Annotated in this window: 15 protein-coding genes; 10 read left to right on the top strand and 5 right to left on the bottom strand. The window is 67.5% G+C overall.

The window, feature by feature from the left end:
* Window positions 1-89 precede the first annotated feature (89 nt).
* The 5 genes from CFRA_RS09030 (at window position 90) to CFRA_RS09010 (ending at window position 7437) form a co-directional block, all read left to right on the top strand.
* A complete protein-coding gene (locus CFRA_RS09030) occupies window positions 90-1499 on the top strand; it encodes a hypothetical protein (protein WP_156887999.1) in 1410 nt (469 codons plus the stop codon).
* Between the two features lies 1 nt (window position 1500).
* A complete protein-coding gene (pdxR, locus tag CFRA_RS09025; RefSeq protein ID WP_075664384.1) occupies window positions 1501-3051 on the top strand; it encodes a MocR-like pyridoxine biosynthesis transcription factor PdxR in 1551 nt (516 codons plus the stop codon).
* Between the two features lie 212 nt (window positions 3052-3263).
* A complete protein-coding gene (locus CFRA_RS09020; protein WP_075664980.1) occupies window positions 3264-4388 on the top strand; it encodes an acetyl-CoA C-acyltransferase in 1125 nt (374 codons plus the stop codon).
* A 66-nt stretch (window positions 4389-4454) separates the two neighbouring features.
* Window positions 4455-6743: a 3-hydroxyacyl-CoA dehydrogenase/enoyl-CoA hydratase family protein gene (locus CFRA_RS09015; protein WP_075664383.1), complete on the top strand. Its 2289-nt coding sequence runs from the start codon at window positions 4455-4457 to the stop codon at window positions 6741-6743.
* A gap of 106 nt (window positions 6744-6849) precedes the next feature.
* Window positions 6850-7437 carry a TetR/AcrR family transcriptional regulator gene (locus CFRA_RS09010; protein WP_075664382.1) on the top strand — a complete coding sequence of 196 codons (588 nt, stop codon included), beginning with the start codon at window positions 6850-6852 and terminating at the stop codon, window positions 7435-7437.
* Here the strand turns inward: CFRA_RS09010 and CFRA_RS09005 are convergent.
* The 4 genes from CFRA_RS09005 to CFRA_RS08990 all read right to left on the bottom strand — a co-directional run bounded on the left by CFRA_RS09005 (window position 7434) and on the right by CFRA_RS08990 (window position 12973).
* The gene (locus CFRA_RS09005; protein ID WP_075664381.1) at window positions 7434-9026 is read right to left on the bottom strand and encodes a class I adenylate-forming enzyme family protein; all 1593 of its coding nucleotides are present in this window, start codon (window positions 9024-9026) and stop codon (window positions 7434-7436) included. The genes CFRA_RS09010 and CFRA_RS09005 overlap by 4 nt on opposite strands.
* Window positions 9027-9187: 161 nt before the next feature.
* Window positions 9188-10588: a sugar porter family MFS transporter gene (locus tag CFRA_RS09000; protein WP_075664380.1), complete on the bottom strand. Its 1401-nt coding sequence runs from the start codon at window positions 10586-10588 to the stop codon at window positions 9188-9190.
* A 284-nt stretch (window positions 10589-10872) separates the two neighbouring features.
* Complete coding sequence (locus tag CFRA_RS08995; RefSeq protein ID WP_075664379.1) at window positions 10873-11865, bottom strand: LacI family DNA-binding transcriptional regulator; 993 nt, start codon at window positions 11863-11865, stop codon at window positions 10873-10875.
* A 148-nt stretch (window positions 11866-12013) separates the two neighbouring features.
* Window positions 12014-12973, bottom strand: coding sequence for an aldose 1-epimerase family protein (locus tag CFRA_RS08990; protein ID WP_075664378.1), 960 nt, complete (start codon window positions 12971-12973; stop codon window positions 12014-12016).
* 144 nt (window positions 12974-13117) lie between these two features.
* Between CFRA_RS08990 and CFRA_RS08985 the strand changes: the two genes are divergently transcribed.
* The 4 genes from CFRA_RS08985 (at window position 13118) to clpX (ending at window position 18690) form a co-directional block, all read left to right on the top strand.
* Window positions 13118-14713, top strand: a complete 1596-nt coding sequence (locus CFRA_RS08985) for a xylulokinase (RefSeq protein ID WP_075664377.1) — start codon at window positions 13118-13120, stop codon at window positions 14711-14713.
* Window positions 14714-14742: 29 nt separating this feature from the next.
* Complete coding sequence (locus CFRA_RS08980) at window positions 14743-15453, top strand: L-ribulose-5-phosphate 4-epimerase (protein ID WP_075664376.1); 711 nt, start codon at window positions 14743-14745, stop codon at window positions 15451-15453.
* A 53-nt stretch (window positions 15454-15506) separates the two neighbouring features.
* Complete coding sequence (araA, locus tag CFRA_RS08975) at window positions 15507-17015, top strand: L-arabinose isomerase (RefSeq protein WP_075664375.1); 1509 nt, start codon at window positions 15507-15509, stop codon at window positions 17013-17015.
* Window positions 17016-17400: 385 nt separating this feature from the next.
* On the top strand, window positions 17401-18690 hold the full coding sequence (gene clpX / locus CFRA_RS08970; protein ID WP_075664374.1) for an ATP-dependent Clp protease ATP-binding subunit ClpX: 1290 nt from the start codon (window positions 17401-17403) through the stop codon (window positions 18688-18690).
* A gap of 113 nt (window positions 18691-18803) precedes the next feature.
* Here clpX and CFRA_RS08965 read toward each other — a convergent pair whose 3' ends face one another.
* A complete protein-coding gene (locus tag CFRA_RS08965) occupies window positions 18804-19616 on the bottom strand; it encodes a TetR/AcrR family transcriptional regulator (protein ID WP_075664373.1) in 813 nt (270 codons plus the stop codon).
* 347 nt (window positions 19617-19963) lie between these two features.
* On the opposite strand from CFRA_RS08965, the gene CFRA_RS08960 reads away from it, so the two are divergent.
* Entirely contained in the window at window positions 19964-20938 is a 975-nt protein-coding gene (locus CFRA_RS08960) for a malate dehydrogenase (protein ID WP_075664372.1), read from the top strand.
* The last annotated feature ends 87 nt before the right edge of the window (window positions 20939-21025 follow it).

Below are 21025 nucleotides of genomic sequence, written 5' to 3'. Positions count from 1 at the left end.
AAAATAAACCAGAAAAATAGACCACACGCCGGGTCCAATTTCCGACGCCGCGTGGGTCGCCGTCGCGTGCGCCCGGTACCGTCGCAGGTATGCCGCCCTTCTATCCCGCAGCCGCCCTGGAACGGATGCCCCGCGACGTCCGGGACGACATGGCGCTGGCCCCGGCCGTCGACCGGGTGGTCCGGGAGCTGTGTGCGCCGGAGCCGTTCCTCCCCGAGCAGGTGCGCGTGCTCTTCGTCCTCGGAGACAACGCCCTGGCCGCGGCCGTGCGCGGCGGGGCGCGTCGGCTCGTCGAGGCGGGCGTGCCCGTCGACGTCTGCGGCGCCGTTGCCGGCGAATGCCACGGTTTCCCGCCGGTCACCGCGCACGGCTGGACCGAGGCGGGGGCCCGCGTGCTGGACGCCGAGCCGGTCGCGGTGGGCTACCGCCTGATCGTGGAGAACCTCGGGCCCGGCCCGCTCAGCCCGGTGCAGGCCGACCTCTTCGACGACGCGCGCAGCCAGGGCGCCCGGGTGCTCTCGGTGGGCACGCCCGCCGGCGTCGACCCGCACGACGCCTCCGTGTCCGAGCCGGCGATGGTGCACAAGCGCGGGTTCGGCGAACCGGACGAGCCGATGGCCCACGGCGTCCTGGACCGCCACGTCACGGCCACGGTCACGCTCGCCGCGGGCTTCCGCACCGCCGCCCACGTGCTCTCCCCGCACTGCGGCCAGGTGGTCGCGACCGCCGACTCCGGCCTCCCGCCCGGGCGGGGCCCCGGTGACCCCGCGTTCCACTACCGGCGGGTGGCCGCCGGTGACGCCCCGCTGGAGCGCCCGCTCGACCTCCCGCCGGTGCCGCGGACCCTCGAGCGGCGGGCCGTGGTGACCGTGGCCGACACCGGGGCGCCCGGCCGGCTGCGGGCGCGCGCCGCACTGTCCGCGGGGGCGGCCCGGGTGCACTGTCCCGAGGACGTCGAGGGCACCGAGCCGCCGGGCCCGGCCCCGGAGGCCGCCCCGGTGACCGTGCGCGGCGACGAGATCCGGACGGCGCGCGGCGGCATCCTGCTCGAGCACGCGGAGCCCTCGGTCCACACCTTCCGGGACGCGCTCGCGCGTGCCGACGCCGAGGACGCGGCCGTCGTCGTGCCCGGCCGGCGCGCGATCGTCGCCCTGCCCCTCGGGCGCGGCGCGGTCGTCGACGCCGGCGTGCCCTGGGGCGAGCTGCCCGGCGGGCGCGACGTGCTCGCCGGCCTCATCGCCGCGCGCGTGGCCGCCCACAACCCCGGCTACGACGACTACCTGAACGCCTACCCGCGCCTGCGTGACCACCTGGAGCGGGCCGACGAGCTGCGCGGGCCGTACGCCCAGCCGGTGCTGGAGGCTGTGGGCCTCTACCAGCTGGCCGCGGGCCTGGCCGCCGACGGGCTGCCCACCACCGCCGGCGCCGTCATCGACCACGTGCGTGCCGCCTGGCGGGTCGCGCAGGCCGGCGCCGAAGACCGCGGGGCACGGTACTGAGATGACCGCCGATCCCGCGCGCCCGGCGGGCACGCTGCCGGGCCGCATCGTCGAGGAGGTCCGCGCCCGCATCGCCGCCGGTTCCCTGCGCCCGGGCGACCGCCTGGACTCCACCCGCGTGGCCGCCGCGCGCCACGGCGTCTCGCGTGGCACGGTCGTGGCCGCCTACGAGCAGCTCACCGGCGAGGGCTACCTGGTGACCTCGCGCTCGGGCACGCGCGTCAACCCGCGGCTGCCGAACCTCTCGCTCACCCCGGTCCCCGGCGCCGCGCCGCCCCAGACCGCTGACTCCGCGCAACCAGGGGACGACTTCTCCCGCGGCGAGGCACCCGCCCGCTCGGCCACCCCACCCGGCCGCGGCACCGGCGCCGCGGCGCCGCTCCTGCTCACCCCGGGCGTGCCGGACACCGCGCCGCTGACCTCCACGGCGTGGCGCCGGGCCTGGCGCTCGGCCGCCGCCGACCCCTGCCTGGGCTACTCCGCGCCCGGCTCGCCGCGCCTGGTCGCCGCCATCGCCGAGCACGTCCGCCTCTCGCGCTCGATCGCCGCCGGCCACGTGGTGGTCACCGCCGGCGCGCGCGACGGCATGCGCCTGGTGCTCTCCGCGCTCGCCGCCCGTGGCAGCGACGACGCCCCGGCCGGCGCCCCGACGCGCCGGCTCACCGTCGCCGTGGAGAACCCCGGCTACCCCTCGCTGCGCGCCGTGCCCGAGCGCCTCGGCCACCGCGTCGTGCCCGTCGGGGTCAACGCCGGGGGAGTGGACCTCGCCGCCCTCGACGCGCTGCGCCCGATTCCCGACGCCGTGCTGGTCACCCCGTCGCACCAGTACCCGTTGGGCGCGGCGATGTCGGCCGAGCGCCGCTTCGCGCTGCTGCGCTGGGCCGCGCGCGCCGGGGTCGTCGTCATCGAGGACGACTACGACTCCGAGCTGCGCTACGTCGGCGAGCCGCTGCCCGCCCTGGCCGGGCTGGACACCACCGGCAGCGTGGTCACCCTCGGGTCCTTCGCCAAGAACCTGTCGCCGGGCCTCGGCCTGGGCTTCCTGGTCGTGCCCGAACGGCTGCGCGCCGGGGTGCTCGCCGCCGCGAAGGCGGGCACACCGGTCTCCGGGATCGTGCAGGACGCCGCGGCCAACTTCCTTATCGAGGGTGGCCTGCGCCGCCACACCGCCCGCATGCGCCGGGCCTACCGGCGCCGCCGCGACATCTTCGTCGATGTCTTCGCCGACTATCTCGCCGCCCCGGGCGCGGTTCCCGGCGCGCCCGCCGACGCGCCCGCCGGCACGGTCACCGCACGACCCATGGACGGCGGACTGCACGCGGTGCTCCTCTTCGCCGGTGGCGCGGGCGTGGAGTCCCGCGTGGTCACCGCCGCCCGCGCGGTCGGGCTCGGGGTGACGGCGCTGAGCGACTACTGGCGGCTCGCACCCGGCCAGGAGGGGATCGCCGGCGTGGTCGTGGGCATCGGCACCGGCGGCGAGGAGCGGCTGCGCGCGGGGCTCGTCCGCCTGCGCTCCTGCATCGAGGGCTGCGGGCTGCGCCCGGCTCGGTGACACCGGAAACCGGTGACCTCAAACCGGTTGACGGTCCAGTGTGGCGTAGGTTACTCTCGGGTACCACTTACGAATAGCCATTCGTAGTTGCAGCTCAGACCCGAAAAACCGAGGAGAACACCGTGACCGACGCGCAGACCGCCCCGCGTACCTTCGCCAAGGCCGAGGAGACCTACATCGTCTCGGCCGCGCGCAGCCCGATCGGCAGCTTCATGGGCTCGCTGTCGAAGTTCGCCCCGATCGAGCTCGGTGAGATCGTCGCCCGCGAGACGATCGCCCGCTCCGGCGCCCCGGCCGAGGCCTTCGACGCCTCCGTGGTCGCCAACGTGATCCCCACCCGCCCGCGCGACGTCTACTCCTCGCGCGCCATCGCGCTGCAGGCCGGCCTGCCCGAGTCCGCCACCGCCCTCAACGTCAACCGACTCTGCGGCTCCGGCGCCCAGGCGCTCGTCACCGCCGCCGGCCAGATGCACACCGGCGACAGCGAGCTCGCCTTCGTCGGCGGCGTCGAGGTCATGAGCCAGGCGCCCTACTCCGTCGACGGCATGCGCGCCGGCAAGCGCATGGGCGAGGGCCACCTCTCCGACTGGCTGACCGGCGGGTTGACCTGCCCGATGGGCAACGGCCACATGGGCTGCACCGCCGAGAACATCGCGGGCCGCTTCGGCATCTCCCGCGAGCGTCAGGACGAGTTCGCCCTGACCTCCCACCAGCGCGCCCGCGCCGCGATCACCGAGGGCCGCTTCGCCGAGCAGATCGTGCCCGTCACGGTGAAGTCCCGCAAGGGCGAGACCGTCTTCGACACCGACGAGCACCCCAAGGACACCTCCCTGGAGCAGCTGGCCAAGCTGCCCGCCGCCTTCCAGAAGGACGGCACCGTCACCGCCGGCAACGCCTCCGGCATCAACGACGCCGCCGCCGGCCTCGTGCTGGCCTCCGACAACGCCGTCTCCACCCACGGTCTCGAGCCGCTGGCCCGCGTGGCCGGCTGGGGCATCGCCGGCGTGGACCCGGCCCACATGGGTCTCGGCCCCGTCTCCGCGGTGCCGAAGGCCCTGGCCAAGGCCGGCATCAGCCTCGACCAGGTCGACCTCATCGAGTCCAACGAGGCCTTCGCCGCCCAGGCCCTCGCCGTCCAGGACGAGCTCGGCTTCGACCCGGAGAAGACCAACGTCGACGGCGGCGCCGTCGCCCTCGGCCACCCCATCGGCGCCTCCGGCGTCATCCTGACCGTCAAGCTGGTCCACCGCCTGCGCGCCACCGGCGGGCGCTATGGCCTGGTCACCCTCTGCATCGGCGGCGGGCAGGGCATCGCCGTCGTCGTCGAGGCGCAGTAGCCCGCGCCCCGGCCCCGACCCGCAACGCCCCGGCACCCCCGAACCGACAGACTCAGGAGAACCGCAGTGAGCACCGACAACCAGCAGATCATCCGCACCGCCGCCGTCATCGGCGCCGGCTCCATGGGCTCCGGCATCGCCGCCCACCTGGCCAACGCCGGCGTGCAGGTACACCTGCTCGACATCCCCGCCGACGACGGCGACCGCGACGCCCGTGCCAAGGCCGGCGTCGAGCGCCAGCTCAAGCAGCGCGGCTTCATGGACCCCGAGTTCGCCTCGCGCATCACCCCGGGCAACATCGAGGACCACCTCGACCGCCTCGGCGAGGCCGAGTGGATCGTCGAGGCCGTCTTCGAGGACCTCGACGTCAAGCACCAGACCTTCGCCAAGATCGCCGCCCACCGCGCCCCCGGCACCCCGGTCAGCTCGAACACCTCCACCATCCCGCTGGCCCAGCTGACCGAGGGCATGGACGCCGACCTGCTGGGCGACTTCGCCATCATCCACTTCTTCAACCCGCCGCGCGTGATGCGCCTGGTCGAGCTCGTCGCGGGCCCGCAGACCACCGAGGGAACCGTCGAGCGCCTGCGCGCCATCGCCGAGCGCCAGCTGGGCAAGGTCGTCGTGGACTGCCGCGACACCCCCGGCTTCATCGCCAACCGCGTGGGTAACTTCTGGATGTCCGTCGGCGCCGCGCTCGCCCTCGACCGCGGGGTGCGCCCGGAGCTGGCCGACACCGTCTTCGGCAAGCCCTTCGGCGTACCGCGCACCGGCATCTTCGGCCTCTTCGACTACGTCGGCCTGCAGCTGGTGCCCGCCATCTGGGGCAGCCTGCTCAAGGCCCTGCCCGAGTCCGACGCCTACCACCGCTTCGACATCTCCTCCTCGCCCGAGCTGAAGACCCTGCTGGACAAGGGGCTCACCGGGCGCACCGGCGAGAGCGGCTTCTACCGCGGCCGCGGCGAGGTCTACGACTTCGCCGCCGACGACTACCGCCCGATCGAGAAGCCGGACCCGGCCGCTGACCCGGCCGTCGGAGAGAAGACCGCTGCCGGCGTGATCGCCACCGACAGCGAGGCCGGCCGCTACGCCCGCGACGTCTACCTGCACACCCTGGCCTACTGCTGCGCGGTCGCCGACGAGATCGCCGAGACCGTCGAGCACATCGACCTGGCCATCCAGCTCGGCTACGGCTGGAAGCGCGGCCCCTTCGCCCTGGCGGACGCCATCGGCCTGGACAACCTCGTCGACGCCTACGAGGCCTCCGCCGACTTCGAGACCGTGCCCGGGCTGCTGGGCGAAACGGTCGCCGCCGGCGGCTTCTACCCGGACGGGCCCGCCGGCGACACGGTCCTCGACGGATCCGGGAAGACCGCCGCGCGCCTCGAGCGCGCCGGGGTGGTCACCGTCGCCGCGCTGACCGCCGACGCCGAGCGCATCGCCGGCAACGACAAGGCCGAGGTCTTTGCGCTGACCGGCGAGAACGAGGGCGTGGCCGTGCTGACCATCAACACCCCGATGAGCTCCTGCCACCCGGACGTGCTCGCCGTCTTCCGCGAGGTCGCCGGGCTCGACGGGGTGCGCGCCCTGGTCATCGCCGGCGACGACGAGCGCGTCTTCTCCGCCGGCGCGGACCTCGGCGTGCTCTCCGGCCTGGCGGCCGACGGAAAGGAGGAGGCCTGCGCCGACCTCATGCGCGACGGTGTGCGCTCCCTGGAGGCCCTGCGCCGCGCGCCCTTCCCCGTGGTCGGCGCGGTGCGCGGCGTCGCGCTCGGCGGCGGGCTCGAGCTGCTGCTGCACACCGACGCCTCGGCCGTGCACGCCGAGACCCGCCTGGGTTTCCCCGAGCGCGAGGTCGGCCTCTTCCCGGCCTGGGGCGGCACCGCCCGCACCCTCGAGCGGGCCATCGACTCCGGCGCCCAGGACCCGCACGCCGTGGCCTTCGAGCTGATCATGTCCGCGAAGAAGATCCCGGGCGCGTTCCCGGCGCGGGCTAAGGGCGTGCTGCGCCCGGCCGACCGCATCGTGCTCTCCTCCGACCACGTCATCGCCGAGGCCCTCGAGCTCGCCCGCGAGCTGGCCGGTCAGGACTACTCGGAGCCGGGCGTGCGTGACCTGCCGCTGCGCCCCGCGGACGCCCCGGCGCTGCAGTGGACCGAGGGCTCGGAGACGGACGCGCGCATCGGCCAGGCCGTCGCCGCCGTCTACACCGCCCGCGAGGGCGACCCGGAGGCCATCCCCGCCGACGAGCTGACCACGAGGGAGACCGCCAAGGCTGCCGCGGTGCTCGTGCTGCCCGCCAACGCGGAGCGCGCCGCGCACATGGCCAAGACCCGCCGGCCGCTCAAGAACTGAGGGTCCGACCCATCCTGACCCCGGTGGCGGCGGCGAGAGCCGCCGTCACCCCCGTCCCCGGTGGCGCCGACGGTGTCGGCGCCACCGCGAACTAGTCTGGAACACCATGGCAAACACGCGGCGCAGGGACCAGATCGCGCAGGCGGCGATGAAGCTCTTCGCCGAACGCGGTTACCACGGCACGGGCATGGAGGACATCGCCCGCGAGTGCGGGATGCGCGCCTCCAGCCTCTACAACCACGTCGACTCCAAACAGCGGGTGCTCGCCGAGCTCTGCATCCACTGGATGGGCCGCCTGCTCGAGGTCCACGACGCCGCCGTCGAGGGGATCGACGACCCCGCCGAGGCGCTGGCCGCCGCGATGCGCTCGCACGTGGTCTTCCACGCGCACAACGCCCGTGCGGTCAAGGTGGTCAACAACGAGATCAACAGTCTCGAGAAGGCCGACCGCGACACCGTGACCGGCCTGCGCCGTGACTACGTGGTGCGCTGGCAGAAGATCGTCGCCGCCGGCATTGAGCGCGGTGAGTTCCACGTCGAGGACCTCAAGATCGCCGTCTACGCCCTGATCGACATGGGCATCGGCGTGGCCCTCTGGTTCGACCCCGCCGGGCGCTACCCGGCCGAGGACCTCGCGGAGTTCTACGCCACCGCGGCCCTGCGCCAGGTCGGCGCCGCCGTCCCGGCCGCCTAGCCCTCGCCGGTCCAGGCCTCGCTCAGCCGCGTGCGCGCCACCTTCCCGGTGGCCGTGCGCGGCACGGCGCCTGCGACGTCGAAGCGCACCGGCACCTTGTAGCCCGCCAGCTCCGCGCCCACCCAGGCACGCAGCTGCGCCGAAAGTTCCGCGCCTGCCGGGTGAGACGCGGCGTCGGCAAGCACCACCACCGCCCGCGGCGCCTCGCCGCGCTCGGGGCGACGCCACGCGGCGACGGCGGCGTCGGCAAGCATCGGGTGCGCGCGCAGGCGCTCCTCGACCTCGGCGGGGGAGACGGAGAAACCGTTGTGGTTGATGATCTCCTTGGCCCGGCCGATCACGGTGAGGTCCCGGCCGGTCATGCGGCCGGCGCGCACGGATTCCGCGCCGAGGCGCACGACGTCGCCGGTGCGCAGCCAGCCGTCGACGAGCGCCTCCGCCGTCGCCTCGGGCATGCCGAGGTAGCCGCAGGTCACCTGGGGGCCGCGCACCCACATCTCGCCGGCCTCGCCGGGGGAGAGCACCTCGGATCCGGCGCGCATGACGCGCACGTCGGTGCCTTCCACGGGCGTGCCGAGCGTGGCGGGATTATCGACGCCGCGCACGTTGACGTGGGTGACGGGGGCGGCCTCGGTGAGCCCGTAGCCCTGGATGACCTCGCAGCCGAGCACCTCGGCGGCGCGCTCGGCCAGCTCCGCGCTGAGCGTGTCCGCGCCCGAGAGCACGACGCGCAGCGCGGAGAGGTCGACGCCTCCGGGCACGCCGTCGGCGGCCAGGCGCGCGAGGATCGCGGGTGCGACGTAGCTCCAGGCGACGTTGTGCTGCTGGTGCAGCTTCAGGAAGGTCGCGGGGTCGAAGCCGTCGAGGACGACGAGGTGGTTGCGCCGGAAGAGCGTGGTGCACATCAGCACCGTCAGCCCGTAGACGTGCGCGAACGGCAGCGGCGCGGCGATCGGCCAGTCGCGCTCCATCCCGCACGCGTCGAGCGCGGCCGACATCTGCCGCACGTTCGCCACGAGGTTGGCGTGGGTGAGCACCACCGGCTTCGGCGTGCCCGTCGTGCCCGAGGAGAACGGCAGGCAGGCCACGCCCTCGATTGCCGACGTCGCGTCGCACCCCGTCGCGCCTCCCGCGCCGTGGGCGGTGGTTGCGGTGGGCGCGGTGGGCGCCGTGAGCTGCGCCGGGTCGAGCGCTGCGACGCCGAGGTCTGCGGCGGCGGTGCGTCCGGCCTCGGTGGTGGTCAGCAGCAGGCGGGCGTCGACGCGGCTCAGCTGGCCGGCGATCTCGGCACGCGAGGCCTGGGCGCCGAGCGGGGTGACCGCGGCGCCGGCGGCCAGCGCGGCGAAGAATCCGACGACGAAGGGCAGGCCGTTGGCGGCGTTGAGCCCGACGACGGGGCGGGCGGGCGCGTCGGTGTCTGTCTTGGTGCCGGCGAGGCTGGCGGCGATCTCGGCCGCCCCGGCGTCGACGAGCGCGCGCAGTTCACCGAAGGTGACGGTGCGCCCGTCGGTGGTGTCGGTGACGGCCGGGAGGTCGGCGTCCGCGGCGCTCAGGGCGCCCAGGACGAGGTGGGGGAGGGACTCGGTCACGTCCTCTCAGGCTACGCCGGGTTATTGGCTCGCCGACATGTGAGTGCCGCATCGTAGGTGAGATAGTCGGGTGTCATCGGCGGAGAGCTTGAAGAGGTCGGTGACATGCGCGAAGGCGCGTCTCCCAGAATATCTGGAAGCGCGCCGAGGCAGTTGCGCGGTCAGCGGACGGCGCTGCCCTTCTTCGCTCCATGGGCCTCGATCTCCTCGAGGGTACGGCCACGGGTTTCAGGTACACAGGTTCCGACGAAGATCACACCGGCGACGCAGATCACGCCGAAGATTGCGAACACGGCGTCCTGGGCCATTGAAGCAGTCATGATCGGGAACAGAAGCCCGACGACGAAGGAACCGATCCAATTGAAGGAGCTCGCGAGGCCACTGGCACGCCCACGAATCAGCAGCGGGAATACCTCGCCGACGAGGACCCAAGTGAGCGGCGCCCACGTGAAAGAGTAGAAGGCGACATAGATCGAAAGGAAGACAACGATCATCATCGGGTTGGCGTTTTCGACGACGATGTTTATCACGGCGGGCAGAAGGAACGACGCAGCCATGACCGAGCCGCCGACCATTAGCAGCGTCTTGCGGTTGAATTTGTCGGCGATCACAAGGAAAACTAGCGAGCCGGCCACGAGGATGATGCCCTGAATCACCGGCCACAGCAGTGCATCCGAGGCTGCGGTACCGGTGGCCTCTTCCACGATCAATGGAATGTAGTAGAAGATTGCGTTCGCGCCTTGGAACTGTTGGAACGCAGCTACTCCGACACCGGCGATGACCAGGTAGCGGTACCGGCCCGAGAACAGCATGGACCACGAGCTGGTAGCGTTCGCGCGTTGCTCCTCCGCGGCGTTCTTCTTGATCTCGGCCAGCTCAGGTTCGATCTGGTTCGGCTCGCGGATGTAGCTCAGCACCTGGCGCGCTTGGTCATCCAGCCCGTTCTTAACCAGGAATCGGGGAGATTCCGGAAGTCGTAGAACACCGATGAACAGAATGATCGCCGGGACCGCCGCCAGCGCGAGCATCGAGCGCCAAGCCCAATTGTGAGGAAGATGCTGGAGGAACCAGGCCATGATGTAGCTGAGCAGCATGCCAGAGACGATCATCGTCTGGTTAAGTCCGGAAAGGCGTCCGCGAAGTTCAGCTGGGGCCATCTCCGACATGTAGGCGGGCACCAGAGCACTGGCTGCACCCACTGCGAGGCCTAAGAATACCCGCACCAGAATGAGGTAAATGGTCCCCTGGTCGGGGGAAATCCCACAGAGAAATGAACCGACAGCAAAGATCACGGCGGCAACGAGAATCATCTTCCGGCGCCCAAAACGGTCGGAAAGCTGACCGGACAAAGCTCCGCCGAGGACCGCACCGAGCATCAGAGAGGATGTGATCCAGCCGATTGCAGCCGCATTACCGGCGAGGTCCCAGTCGTGCTGGAGGAACGGAAGTGCGCCGGTCATTACGCCGATGTCATAGCCAAAGAGGATGCCGCCAAAGGCGCCAAAAAAGTAGATGAAGCCGCGCGGAATCTTCCGCTGTGCGGCGGGGGGATGGGATGTCATGGAGAATCTCCTAGAGATTGCGACTCGGGGCGGGAGTGCTCCACGCCCAGGAAGTTAGCGCTCACATGAGCTTGTACTGCCATGTTGTCCCGTCTGTTAGGAAAATGTCAACGCTAACATATTGTGTGACATGTCATTTAGTAAACAAGGTGCATGTTTTGCCAGTTGGGGGCTATCGATCGAAGTGCAAATGTGAAAAAAGACGAAAAAAGCCCCCCTATAAGGGGGGGTGCCTTCTGGCGAAGCCTCTCAAGACTGAGCGTGCGGATGGGCAACTCCGGGGCTTAGGATCTTGGGGCGGCCGTTGACTCGCGTTTTACCAGCTTTGGTGGAACAGGGTCGGTGTCAGGTGTTGCCCCTGAGATCATGGCTAGCGCAGCCTTGATCACTTTGGTCCCCAGGGCGTCGAAGTCCTGGTGAATTGTGGTGAGCGCCGGGAAATAGAAACCACTGCCAGGCAGATCGTCGAACCCAATTACTGAGATCTCATCGGGGACGCTGATGCGGTGGGCGTGAAAAGCGGCGAGCAGGCCAAGAGCCATGTGGTCGTTCGCGCAGAAGACGGCGGTCGGGCGGGCTTCTGGCTGCAGCTGGGCGATCTTTACTCCTGCGGCGTATCCGGACCCCGGGCTCCAGTCTCCCCGTGCGATCCTTGGCTGGATACCAAGCATCTCTGACTGCGTGAGGGCTCCGTCAAATCGGCGTTGAGCGTCGACCCAGTTGGCGGGGCCGGCGAGGAGTGTCACGTCCCGGTGTCCCAGCTCTGCGAGATGGGTGACTGCCAACTCCGCCCCCGCGGTCTGGTCGACACTCAAACACGTGAGCTGGTCTAGGTCTGCTGGCCGTGGGCCCACGATGATCAGTGGAATGTCGAGATCTAGTGAACCGGCGAACCAGACCAACGACTCGCGGGAGGCGATGACGATAATGGCCTCTACCGAACGCTCGAGAAACTCGTCTAACGCAGCGCTGAACTGTTCATCGCTCGTCTCTGCGATAGTCGCGATGAGCGTCAGATAGGAGTGATCTCGCGCGGCGCGCTCAAGCGATGCGAGTGTGCTGGTTGGGCCATAGAGAAATGAGCCGACCGCGATAACGCCGATTAGCCTTGATTGTCTGGTGACCAGTGCCCGAGCCGCGAGATTCCGGCGGTAACCGAGCTGGTCGACCGCTGCCTGGACTTTTTCGCGGGTTTGAGGCCTGACGCCGGGGAATCCGTTGATAACCCGGGACACGGTCTGGTGCGAGACTCCGGCGACGGCGGCGACTTCGGCCATCGTCGGGGAGTTTTTCGGGCGACCTTTTTCACTGCTATGGGGCCGCGCGTTTCTGCGCGTGATCGCTGTGGCGTGCACGCCGTTGCCTTCGGAAGGGGTAGGACTCGGGCGCATGCCACTGCTTTCTCGGCCGGATGCCATTCGGGGACTAAATCATCTTAAGGGACCATCGATACGTCCGCTCCTCCCGGGGGGTGAGCGTGGGCGGCCCCTCCGGTGCATTAAACGCGTTGGGGGCGCACGAGCAAGGCTCAATGGCGACTCCTGTTCGATCCCAGGGAGAATCGGGGAGGTCAGAGGTGAAGACCTGAGCGAACGGCAAATTCTCCGGTTCCCACTCCATCGCCACTCCTGTTCCGTCGGGCCTGGTGATGGAGATCTGGCCTTTTGTGAAGTCGGTGAAGCAGTCGTCTAGCCGTACCCCCTTGAGACAACGGCCAATTCGGAGGTCGGAAAGCGGGGAAGTGCGCAGCTGCCGTCTGCCGGTGGGGAGCTTACGGGAAGGGTCGGTAATCAAGATGGTCTGCGCAGGCACGGTAAGCGTCCAATCGTCAACTGAGCCTTCGCCCGCGGTTAGATACGGATGGATACCGATGCCGAAGGGCGCCGGCGCCGGGGCCTGGTTGATCGCGGTCACGGTCCAGGTCAGCCCCTCACCGGAGAGCCGCCAGTGAGAGGTTAGTTCGATCTGGAAAGGATAGCCGGGCTGCGGGAGGATGGTGGTGCCCATCGTGGCCGTGTCTGGACCAGAATCTATGAGTGTCCAGTTTTCCCAGCACACGAGCCCGTGGAGTGCGTTATTGAGTTCGGGTTCCGTCAGTGCAAGCTGGTGGGTTTGTCCGGCGAAGATATAGTTGCCATCCGCCAGTCGGTTCGGCCAAGGGGCGAGTGTTGCACCGTGATAACAGGGGCGCACTTGGGAAGTTGGCCACGCGCGGACTAGCGGGTGACCGTTGAAAGTCAGGGCTACGAGGCTTCCGCCTTGCGTGGCTATTTGCGCCTGCCATGCATCGCGCTTGAGGCTGACAGTTGTTCCCGCACGGGTGTAGATTCCCCCCGATCTAGGGGAGTCTCCGGCGGGTGATGGGGGGAGTGGAGCGTCTGACATGGGGTTCCTTTCTGGCCATTCCGAAATGTGAGCAATCACATTATAGGTGATTATCTGTGCCATGCTTGACGTCTGTGCTGTTCATAGGTAGATCTGTAGTTGGTACTCGATGTTAGCGATAACAATCACGAAAGGGTTGAGGTTATGAACGCGTCAGCTTCCCCTCCCGGCCCCCTATATCTGGGCATCGAGCTCGGATCGACAAGGATCAAGGCCTGCGCTATCCAGGCCGACGGTACGACCGTTGCGGCGGGAAGTTCTGAATGGGAGAACGACTTCGTCGATGGTCACTGGACCTACTCGTTGGAGGAGGTCTGGGATGGTCTTCGTACGGCATATGCAGACCTGGCGGATAAATACTGTGCGAAGACGGGACAGCGTCCCAAAGAGTTCTCGGCGATGGGGGTGTCCGCGATGATGCACGGATATCTGCCGTTTGATTCTCGTGACGAGCTCTTGGTGCCGTTCCGCACGTGGAGGGATACCTACACGGGCGAGGCTGCAGCGCAACTCACCGAGCTATTCGACCAAAACGTCCCCCTGCGGTGGTCGATCGCGCACTTCTACCAGGCGATTCTGGATGGAGAAGATCATGTCGGAGACGTCGTTTTCCTGACGACGCTGGCCGGCTACGTGCACTGGCAGCTCACCGGTGAGAAAGTTCTCGGTGTCGGTGACGCTGTCGGTATGTTCCCCATCGATTCTGCAGTCAATGACTATGACCCGGAAATGGCAAATGCCTTTGACAGAGTGGCCGCGGAGCATGCGAGTGTCCAACCCATTAAGAAGCTTCTTCCTTCTGTGCTCGTGGCAGGAGAAGTCGCGGGTGAACTAACTGTTAAAGGGGCACGCCTGCTAGATCCGGCAGGTGACCTGGTTCCGGGAATTCGTTTCTGTCCTCCGGAGGGGGACGCGGGAACGGGTATGGTCGCGACTAATGCAGTTAGACCGCGTACCGGCAACGTATCTGTGGGGACAAGCATCTTCGCAATGGTCGTCCTGAATGAGAGAATTGCGGCAGTACACCCGGAAATTGATCCGGTGGCTACTCCTGCTGGCGCGCCCGTTGCAATGGTTCATTGCAATAACGGAACAAACGAGCTGTCCGCCTGGATGGATCTCTTTGCCCAGGTGGCCGTTGCCTTTGGCAAGAACCAGATCATTGACATGGATGACGTCTACCGCGTTCTTCTCACGGAGGCGCTGACCGGTGATGAGGATGCTGGCGGAATCATCGCATTCAACTATCTGTCCGGCGAGCCGATTACCAAGTTGACGGAAGGGCGGCCTCTGGTGGTTCGTGGCCCGGACGCAGACCTGACGGTGGCAAATTTCCTTCGAGCTCAGATCTATGCGGCGTTCGCCACGCTCGAGCTAGGTATGGAAATTCTGAGGGCCGACGGTGTCGACATCGACGTTCTTTACGCCCACGGTGGTTTGTTCCGGACGAAGGGCGTGGGGCAGCGCCTGCTCTCCGCCGCCCTCCATACGCCCGTAGGTGTAGCGGAATCGGCAGCCGAAGGTGGAGCGTGGGGAATCGCACTATTGGCCTGCTATCTGGACGAAGAAAACGGGCGTGATCTCCCGGAGTTTCTCGAGAACGAAATTTTTGTCTCTGTCGACCCGGAGATCTCAGAGCCCCGCCAGGTCGATGCCGACGGCTTCGACCGTTTCCTTAAGTGCTATCGCGAAGGCCTCGAGCTGCAGCGTGCTGCGGTGACCGCCATTCCGGTCAAGTAACCAGAAAACCGGTTCAAGGAGAAAGGGAAATGAAGACTCTTAACGAGTATCCAGCCCATGTTCGCCAGTCTGTCGAGCTAACGCGACGGCGCGTGTCAGAGCTGCATGCGGAGCTTCCCCGTTGGGGGCTCGTCGTGTGGACTGCAGGCAATGTTTCCGAGCGTGTGGTGGTGGACCCGGATGGGGATCCTTCAGCTGCGGATCTCTTCGTAATCAAGCCCTCCGGAGTCAGTTATGACGAGCTGAGCCCTGAGGCGATGGTCGTCTGCGATATCAAGGGAAACCTGGTTGACGGCACCCGAAAGCCCAGCTCTGACACAGCCGCTCATGCCTACGTCTACGAACACATGCCGGAGATAGGTGGTGTGGTTCACACTCACTCAAGTTACGCGTGTGCCTGGGCGGCACGAGGCGAAGAAATCCCCTGTGGACTGACGATGATGGCTGATGAATTCGGAGGTCCTGTTCCTGTCGGTCCATTCGCAGTGATCGGAGACGATTCCATCGGGCGAGGCATAGTCGAGACACTTCGCGACTCACGTTCGCCCGCAGTTTTGATGAAAAACCATGGTCCATTCACCGTCGGTAGAACTGGGCGTAGCGCCGTGAAAGCGGCTGTCATGGTTGAGGAAGTTGCCCGGGCGATGCATCTGGCCCGCGAATTGGGCGAAGAGCAGCCGATTCCTCAGGAGAAAATCGACCATCTGTACAACCGGTACCAGAACGTTTACGGGCAGTAACCAAGCTGGAATCTTCAATCTGCGAAGCACTCACTCTAGAAAGGATGAGTAAAATGATTAACCCGTTCGAAGGTAAGGAGATCTGGTTCCTTACCGGATCGCAGCATCTCTACGGAGAGGAAACTCTCCGCCAAGTCGCTGAGCAGTCCAAGGGCGTCGTGGAGAACCTAAACGCTTCGGGTGACATTCCCGTCAAGATCGTTTGGAAGCCAACTCTCACGGACTCGGATGCAATTCTGGAACGAATCATTGACGCTGGCAGCGACGATAACGTCATCGGCGTTATTGCCTGGATGCACACGTTTTCGCCGGCGAAGATGTGGATCCGCGGTCTCGATGCCCTGAGGAAGCCCCTTCTGCATTTGAACACTCAGGACGATGCGCAGTTGCCGTGGGCGACCATCGACATGGACTTCATGAACCTCAACCAGGCGGCTCACGGTGATCGTGAGTTTGGCTACATTCTTACTCGCATGGGTATCCCCCGCGTCACGATGGTCGGACACAGCACAGAGAAGCGCGTCACCAAACGAATCGCCACGTGGGCTCGTGCGGCAGCGGGGTGGAATGAAGCGCAACACCTTCGAATGGTGCGCTTCGGTGACAACATGCGCAACGTAGCGGTCACTGAGGGCGACAAGACGGAGGCGGAAATCGTTTTCGGTACATCGGTCAACACCTGGGGAGTCAATGACCTTGTCGCTGCCGTAGCAGACGTCGATGAGACTACCGTCGACGCCCTGATTGACGAGTACCTCGACGCCTACGACGTCGCTGACGAGTTGAAGCCTGGCGGTGAGAAGCACGATTCTCTGCGTTACGCAGCGAAACAGGAGGTTGCGCTCCGTGGGTTCCTTGAGGACGCTGGGGCTCATGCGTTCACGGACACCTTCGAGGATCTCGGCGCGCTCCAACAGCTCCCCGGGCTTGCCGTGCAGCGTCTCATGGCGGACGGCTACGGCTTCGGCGCAGAGGGCGACTGGAAGACGGGTCTCCTGATCCGAATCGCGAAAGTTATGGGCTACGGCCTTCCCGGAGGAGCCAGTCTCATGGAAGACTATTGCTACAACATGGTCCCGGGAGAAGAGAAGATCCTTGGGGCACACATGCTCGAGGTTTGCCCGTCTTTGACCGAGAAGAAGCCGCGAATGGAGATTCATGAGCTGGGCATCGGTAATCGGCATGATCCTGTTCGGCTGGTATTCGACACCGATCCGGGCCCTGGCGTCGTGGTCGCTTGGTCAGACCTGCGCGACCGTTTCCGTCTGATCGCAAACACGGTCGATGTCGTCGAGCCCGATGAGCCCCTGCCTAATCTTCCGGTGGCGCGCGCGGTGTGGGAACCGCACCCGGACCTTCAGACGTCGGCAACCTGCTGGCTTACTGCCGGCGCGGCCCACCACACGGTGCTGTCGACTGCTATTGATCTTCGGACTTGGGAGGACTTCGCTCGAATGGCAGGGGTCGAACTCGCCGTCATAGACGAGGACACCACTGTCGGTGGATTCGAGGAATCGCTGCGCTGGAACGCGGTGTACCACCGCATTGCTCAGGGCTTCTGACTCAATTCTGGCTGCTGATGCGAAGGAACCGCCCATCGGTCGTTTCGGCCGGTGGGCGGTTTCTTCTACGCACATCGCTCATCCTGATCGAGTGCGCTGACGGCGTGGCCGTCGCCGACGATCGTGGGCTCACCGAGGCCTCTTTCGAGGTCGCCGAGGATCTCTCCTGAGTCCGCCTCGGAATGCGACTCCGAACACGGTCCCGGACGGGACGCTTCACCCCGGTTAGCAGGGCCAGGGAGACTCGCCGGACCGCCACGCGCTGCGCGTTCGAGGCCCGTGGGCGAGTGCCGCTAAGGTGGGGGTGAAGTCGCGGCGTGGGGGCGGTGTCCCCGCGCCGCGGATGACCCCTTTCCTCGACACGAAGTGAGACGTAGACCGGCTTATGGCACGCATGCAAGAAAGCGCCGACCTGCTCAAGTGCTCCTTCTGCGGCAAGACTCAGAAGCAGGTGCGCAAGCTCATCGCCGGCGGTGGTGTGTACATCTGCGACGAGTGCATCGAGCTGTGCAACGAGATCATCGAGGAGGAGATCGGCGCTGAGGCCGCGGCCGACGAGGAGAAGACCCCGCGCCTGCCCCGTCCCAGCGAGATCGCGAAGTTCCTCGACGAGTACGTCATCGGCCAGGACGAGGCCAAGCGCACCCTGGCGGTGGCCGTCTACAACCACTACAAGCGCATCCGCGAGGCCGACAAGGCCGCCAAGGCCGGGCGCTCCCTGCGCGACGATGACGACGACGTCGAGATCGCCAAGTCCAACATCCTCATGCTCGGGCCCACCGGCTCCGGCAAGACCTACCTGGCGCAGACCCTGGCCCGGCTTCTCGACGTCCCGTTCGCCATCGCCGACGCGACCAGCCTCACCGAAGCCGGCTACGTCGGCGAGGATGTGGAGAACATCCTGCTCAAGCTGCTGCAGGCCTCGGACTTCGACGTCCAGCGCGCCCAGCGCGGCATCATCTACATCGACGAGGTCGACAAGATCTCGCGGAAGTCGGAGAACCCGTCGATCACCCGCGACGTCTCCGGCGAGGGCGTGCAGCAGGCGCTGCTGAAGATCCTCGAGGGCACGGTCGCCTCCATCCCGCCGCAGGGCGGGCGCAAGCACCCCAACCAGGAGTTCATCCAGCTGGACACCTCGAACATCCTGTTCATCGTGGCCGGCGCCTTCGCCGGCCTGGACAAGGTGATCCAGGACCGCGTGGGCAAGAAGGGGCTCGGCTTCGGCGCCGAGATCGAGACCGCCTCCGAGCGCGAGTCCAAGGACATCTTCGCCGAGGTCCGGCCCGAGGACCTGGTCAAGTTCGGCCTGATCCCCGAGTTCATCGGCCGCCTGCCCGTCGTGGCCACCGTGCGCAACCTCGACCGCGAGTCGCTGGTCGCCGTGCTCACCCGCCCGAAGAACGCACTGGTCAAGCAGTACCAGCGCCTGCTGGCGATGGACGACGTCGAGCTCGAGTTCACCGACGAGGCCCTCGGGGCGATCGCGGACAAGGCCCTCGAGCGCGGCACCGGCGCCCGCGGCCTGCGCGCGATCATGGAGGAGCTGCTGGTCCCGGTGATGTTCGAGATCCCGGACCGCACCGACACCGGGCGGGTGACCGTCACCGCCGAGATGGTGCGCGGCGAGGTCGGCCTCGAGGTCGAGACCACCGCCGAGGAGCGCTCCGCCTAGCGAAAATCCGCTCTACAGGCCCCCGAAAGAATGAGACGGCCGTCGCACCCGCGACGGCCGTCTCATGCATTCATGTGTAAATGTCTTCTCCGGCCGCTACCCCCGTGCGACCGTCAGCCGTAGATGACCGACGAGGAGGAGTCGTCCTCGCCGTAGATGGACGGGGACGGGCCCGTGTCCTGCTCGCCGCCCGCCGGCGAGGCCGAGGCGTCGAGGTAGGACTCGTGGCCGTCGTCGGGGATGTTCGCGGTGAGGAAGGCCAGCACCACGTCGACCGCCATGCGGTGGGTGCCGGTGATGTTGCGCTCCGTCGACAGGTCCGCGCCGTAGAGGTTCAGCGCCGTGGCCTGGTCGGTGGCCCGGCGGGCGAGCAGCGCGAAGACGAGGAAGTAGACGTCGAAGGCCGAGATGCCGGGGCGGAAGGCACCCGAGTCCTGGCCGAGCAGCAGCAGACGGTCCAGGTTGAGCAGGACCGGGGTGTGGTCGACCAGGGGAGAGAGCTCGGAGAGGTTCAGCACGCGCTGGACGTTCTCCATCTGGATCATCTTCACGGCCTCGGGGTGGGCCAGGAACTGCTCGTGGAGGGCGCCGATGATGGTGCTCACCCCCTCGACGGGGATGGCGGAGTCGACGTGCATCGCCTCCTCGGCGGGCTGCAGCAGGCGCACGGCCTCCGTCAGCGCCGCCTGGTAGAGGCCGCGCTTGTCCCCGAAGTAGTAGTGGATCATGCGCTTGGACATGCCCGCGTTGCGCGCGATGCTGTCCAGCTTGGCCTCGGAGAACGGCAGGCGGGAGAAACGCTCGAGGGCGACCTCGATGACCCGGCCGGTGGACTGGTTGTCCCCGTGGGCGGCGGTCTCCCCGTCGACGGGCTGGTCGGTACGCGGCTCGGGGCTGTCTGTGTCGCGGAATGCGTCTGATGCCATCGGGGCAGTCCACTTCCTTCCGGGCCGGGATCTATTCCGCCCGCTCGCGCGGGCCTCAGGTACTGCGGTTCGCTTGACCCGCCACGACTGTGCCCACGTCAGGCCCGAGACGGAAATACGCACGCGGGGGCAGTACCAACGGTGTCAACCAAGCCTCATCCTAGGAAAACCGGGCAGAATGGACTGCCCCACTACCAATTCGGGGGTGACCGTAGGTGGTGCCCGGATGTGTGGATTCCGGCTATTCTGGGTGGGGAGTACCGGCACATCCCACGGAAGATGATTGAGAACCAGAAACAAACGGGCGTGACCGGTACCGGACGCCTACCGAAAGGATCCACACACTCATGACCAACCAGCCGAAGAAGATCGTAGTCACCGGCGCCGCCGGCAACATCGCCTACTCGCTGCTGTGGCGCATCGCCAACGGTGACGTCTACGGGCCCGACCAGCCGGTCGCCCTGTCGCTGCTCGAGATCCCGCAGGCCGTCGAGGCCACCCAGGGTGTGGCCATGGAGCTCAACGACTCCGCCTTCCCCCTGGTGAAGTCCATCGACATCACCGACGACGCGACGAAGGCCTTCGACGGCGCCAACGCCGCCTTCCTCGTCGGCGCGCAGCCGCGCGGCAAGGGCATGGAGCGCTCCGACCTGCTGGCCGCCAACGGCAAGATCTTCGGCCCGCAGGGCAAGGCCATCAACGCCGGCGCCGCGGACGACATCCGCGTGCTCGTCGTCGGCAACCCGGCCAACACCAACGCCCTGATCGCCCGGCACTCCGCCCCGGACGTGCCGGCCGAGCGCTTCACCGCCATGATGCGCCTCGACCACAACCGCTCCCTGTCCCAGCTGGCCGAGAAGATCGGCTGCGGCACCGAGGAGATCGAGAACGTCGTGGTGTGGGGCAACCACTCCTCCACGCAGTTCCCGGACATCACCTACGCCACCGTCGACGGCAAGCCGGTCTCCGAGCTGATCGACCGCGACTGGTACCTCAACGAGTTCATCCCGCGCGTGGCCAAGCGCGGCGGCGAGATCATCCAGGTGCGCGGCAAGTCCTCCGCCGCCTCGGCCGCCTCCGCCGCCGTGGACCACATGCACGACTGGATCCAGGGCACCCGGAAGTGGGTCACCTCCGCCTTCCCGTCCGACGGCTCCTACGGCATCGAGGAGGGCCTGGTCTTCGGCCAGCCCGTCACCGCCGAGAACGGCGAGTTCAAGCTCGTCGAGGGCCTGGAGATCTCCGACTTCCAGCGCGAGCGCATCGCCGCCGGCGTCGAGGAGCTCAAGGCCGAGCGCGAGGCCGTCGCCGACCTGCTCTAGGCCGGCCGCGGCACAGCCTCCAGAGACGGTGACCGGTCTCACCGCCGGTCCCGCACCCGCCCCCGCAGGCACGTCCCGCGGGGGTGT

This window comes from Corynebacterium frankenforstense DSM 45800 (assembly GCF_001941485.1).
Lineage (GTDB): Bacteria > Actinomycetota > Actinomycetes > Mycobacteriales > Mycobacteriaceae > Corynebacterium > Corynebacterium frankenforstense.
Note: the sequence above shows the minus strand (reverse complement) of the source record. Positions and strands in the feature narration are given on the sequence as shown.

What these genes read in the sequence shown, in the direction of transcription:
- CFRA_RS09030 (WP_156887999.1), top strand. Translation starts at nt 90, where the DNA reads ATGCCGCCCTTCTATCCCGCAGCCGCCCTGGAACGGATGCCCCGCGAC.
- pdxR (WP_075664384.1), top strand. Translation starts at nt 1,501, where the DNA reads ATGACCGCCGATCCCGCGCGCCCGGCGGGCACGCTGCCGGGCCGCATC.
- CFRA_RS09020 (WP_075664980.1), top strand. Translation starts at nt 3,264, where the DNA reads ATGGGCTCGCTGTCGAAGTTCGCCCCGATCGAGCTCGGTGAGATCGTC.
- CFRA_RS09010 (WP_075664382.1), top strand. Translation starts at nt 6,850, where the DNA reads ATGGCAAACACGCGGCGCAGGGACCAGATCGCGCAGGCGGCGATGAAG.
- CFRA_RS09000 (WP_075664380.1), bottom strand. Translation starts at nt 10,588, where the DNA reads ATGACATCCCATCCCCCCGCCGCACAGCGGAAGATTCCGCGCGGCTTC.
- CFRA_RS08995 (WP_075664379.1), bottom strand. Translation starts at nt 11,865, where the DNA reads ATGGCCGAAGTCGCCGCCGTCGCCGGAGTCTCGCACCAGACCGTGTCC.
- CFRA_RS08990 (WP_075664378.1), bottom strand. Translation starts at nt 12,973, where the DNA reads ATGTCAGACGCTCCACTCCCCCCATCACCCGCCGGAGACTCCCCTAGA.
- CFRA_RS08985 (WP_075664377.1), top strand. Translation starts at nt 13,118, where the DNA reads ATGAACGCGTCAGCTTCCCCTCCCGGCCCCCTATATCTGGGCATCGAG.
- CFRA_RS08980 (WP_075664376.1), top strand. Translation starts at nt 14,743, where the DNA reads ATGAAGACTCTTAACGAGTATCCAGCCCATGTTCGCCAGTCTGTCGAG.
- araA (WP_075664375.1), top strand. Translation starts at nt 15,507, where the DNA reads ATGATTAACCCGTTCGAAGGTAAGGAGATCTGGTTCCTTACCGGATCG.
- clpX (WP_075664374.1), top strand. Translation starts at nt 17,401, where the DNA reads ATGGCACGCATGCAAGAAAGCGCCGACCTGCTCAAGTGCTCCTTCTGC.
- CFRA_RS08965 (WP_075664373.1), bottom strand. Translation starts at nt 19,616, where the DNA reads ATGGCATCAGACGCATTCCGCGACACAGACAGCCCCGAGCCGCGTACC.
- CFRA_RS08960 (WP_075664372.1), top strand. Translation starts at nt 19,964, where the DNA reads ATGACCAACCAGCCGAAGAAGATCGTAGTCACCGGCGCCGCCGGCAAC.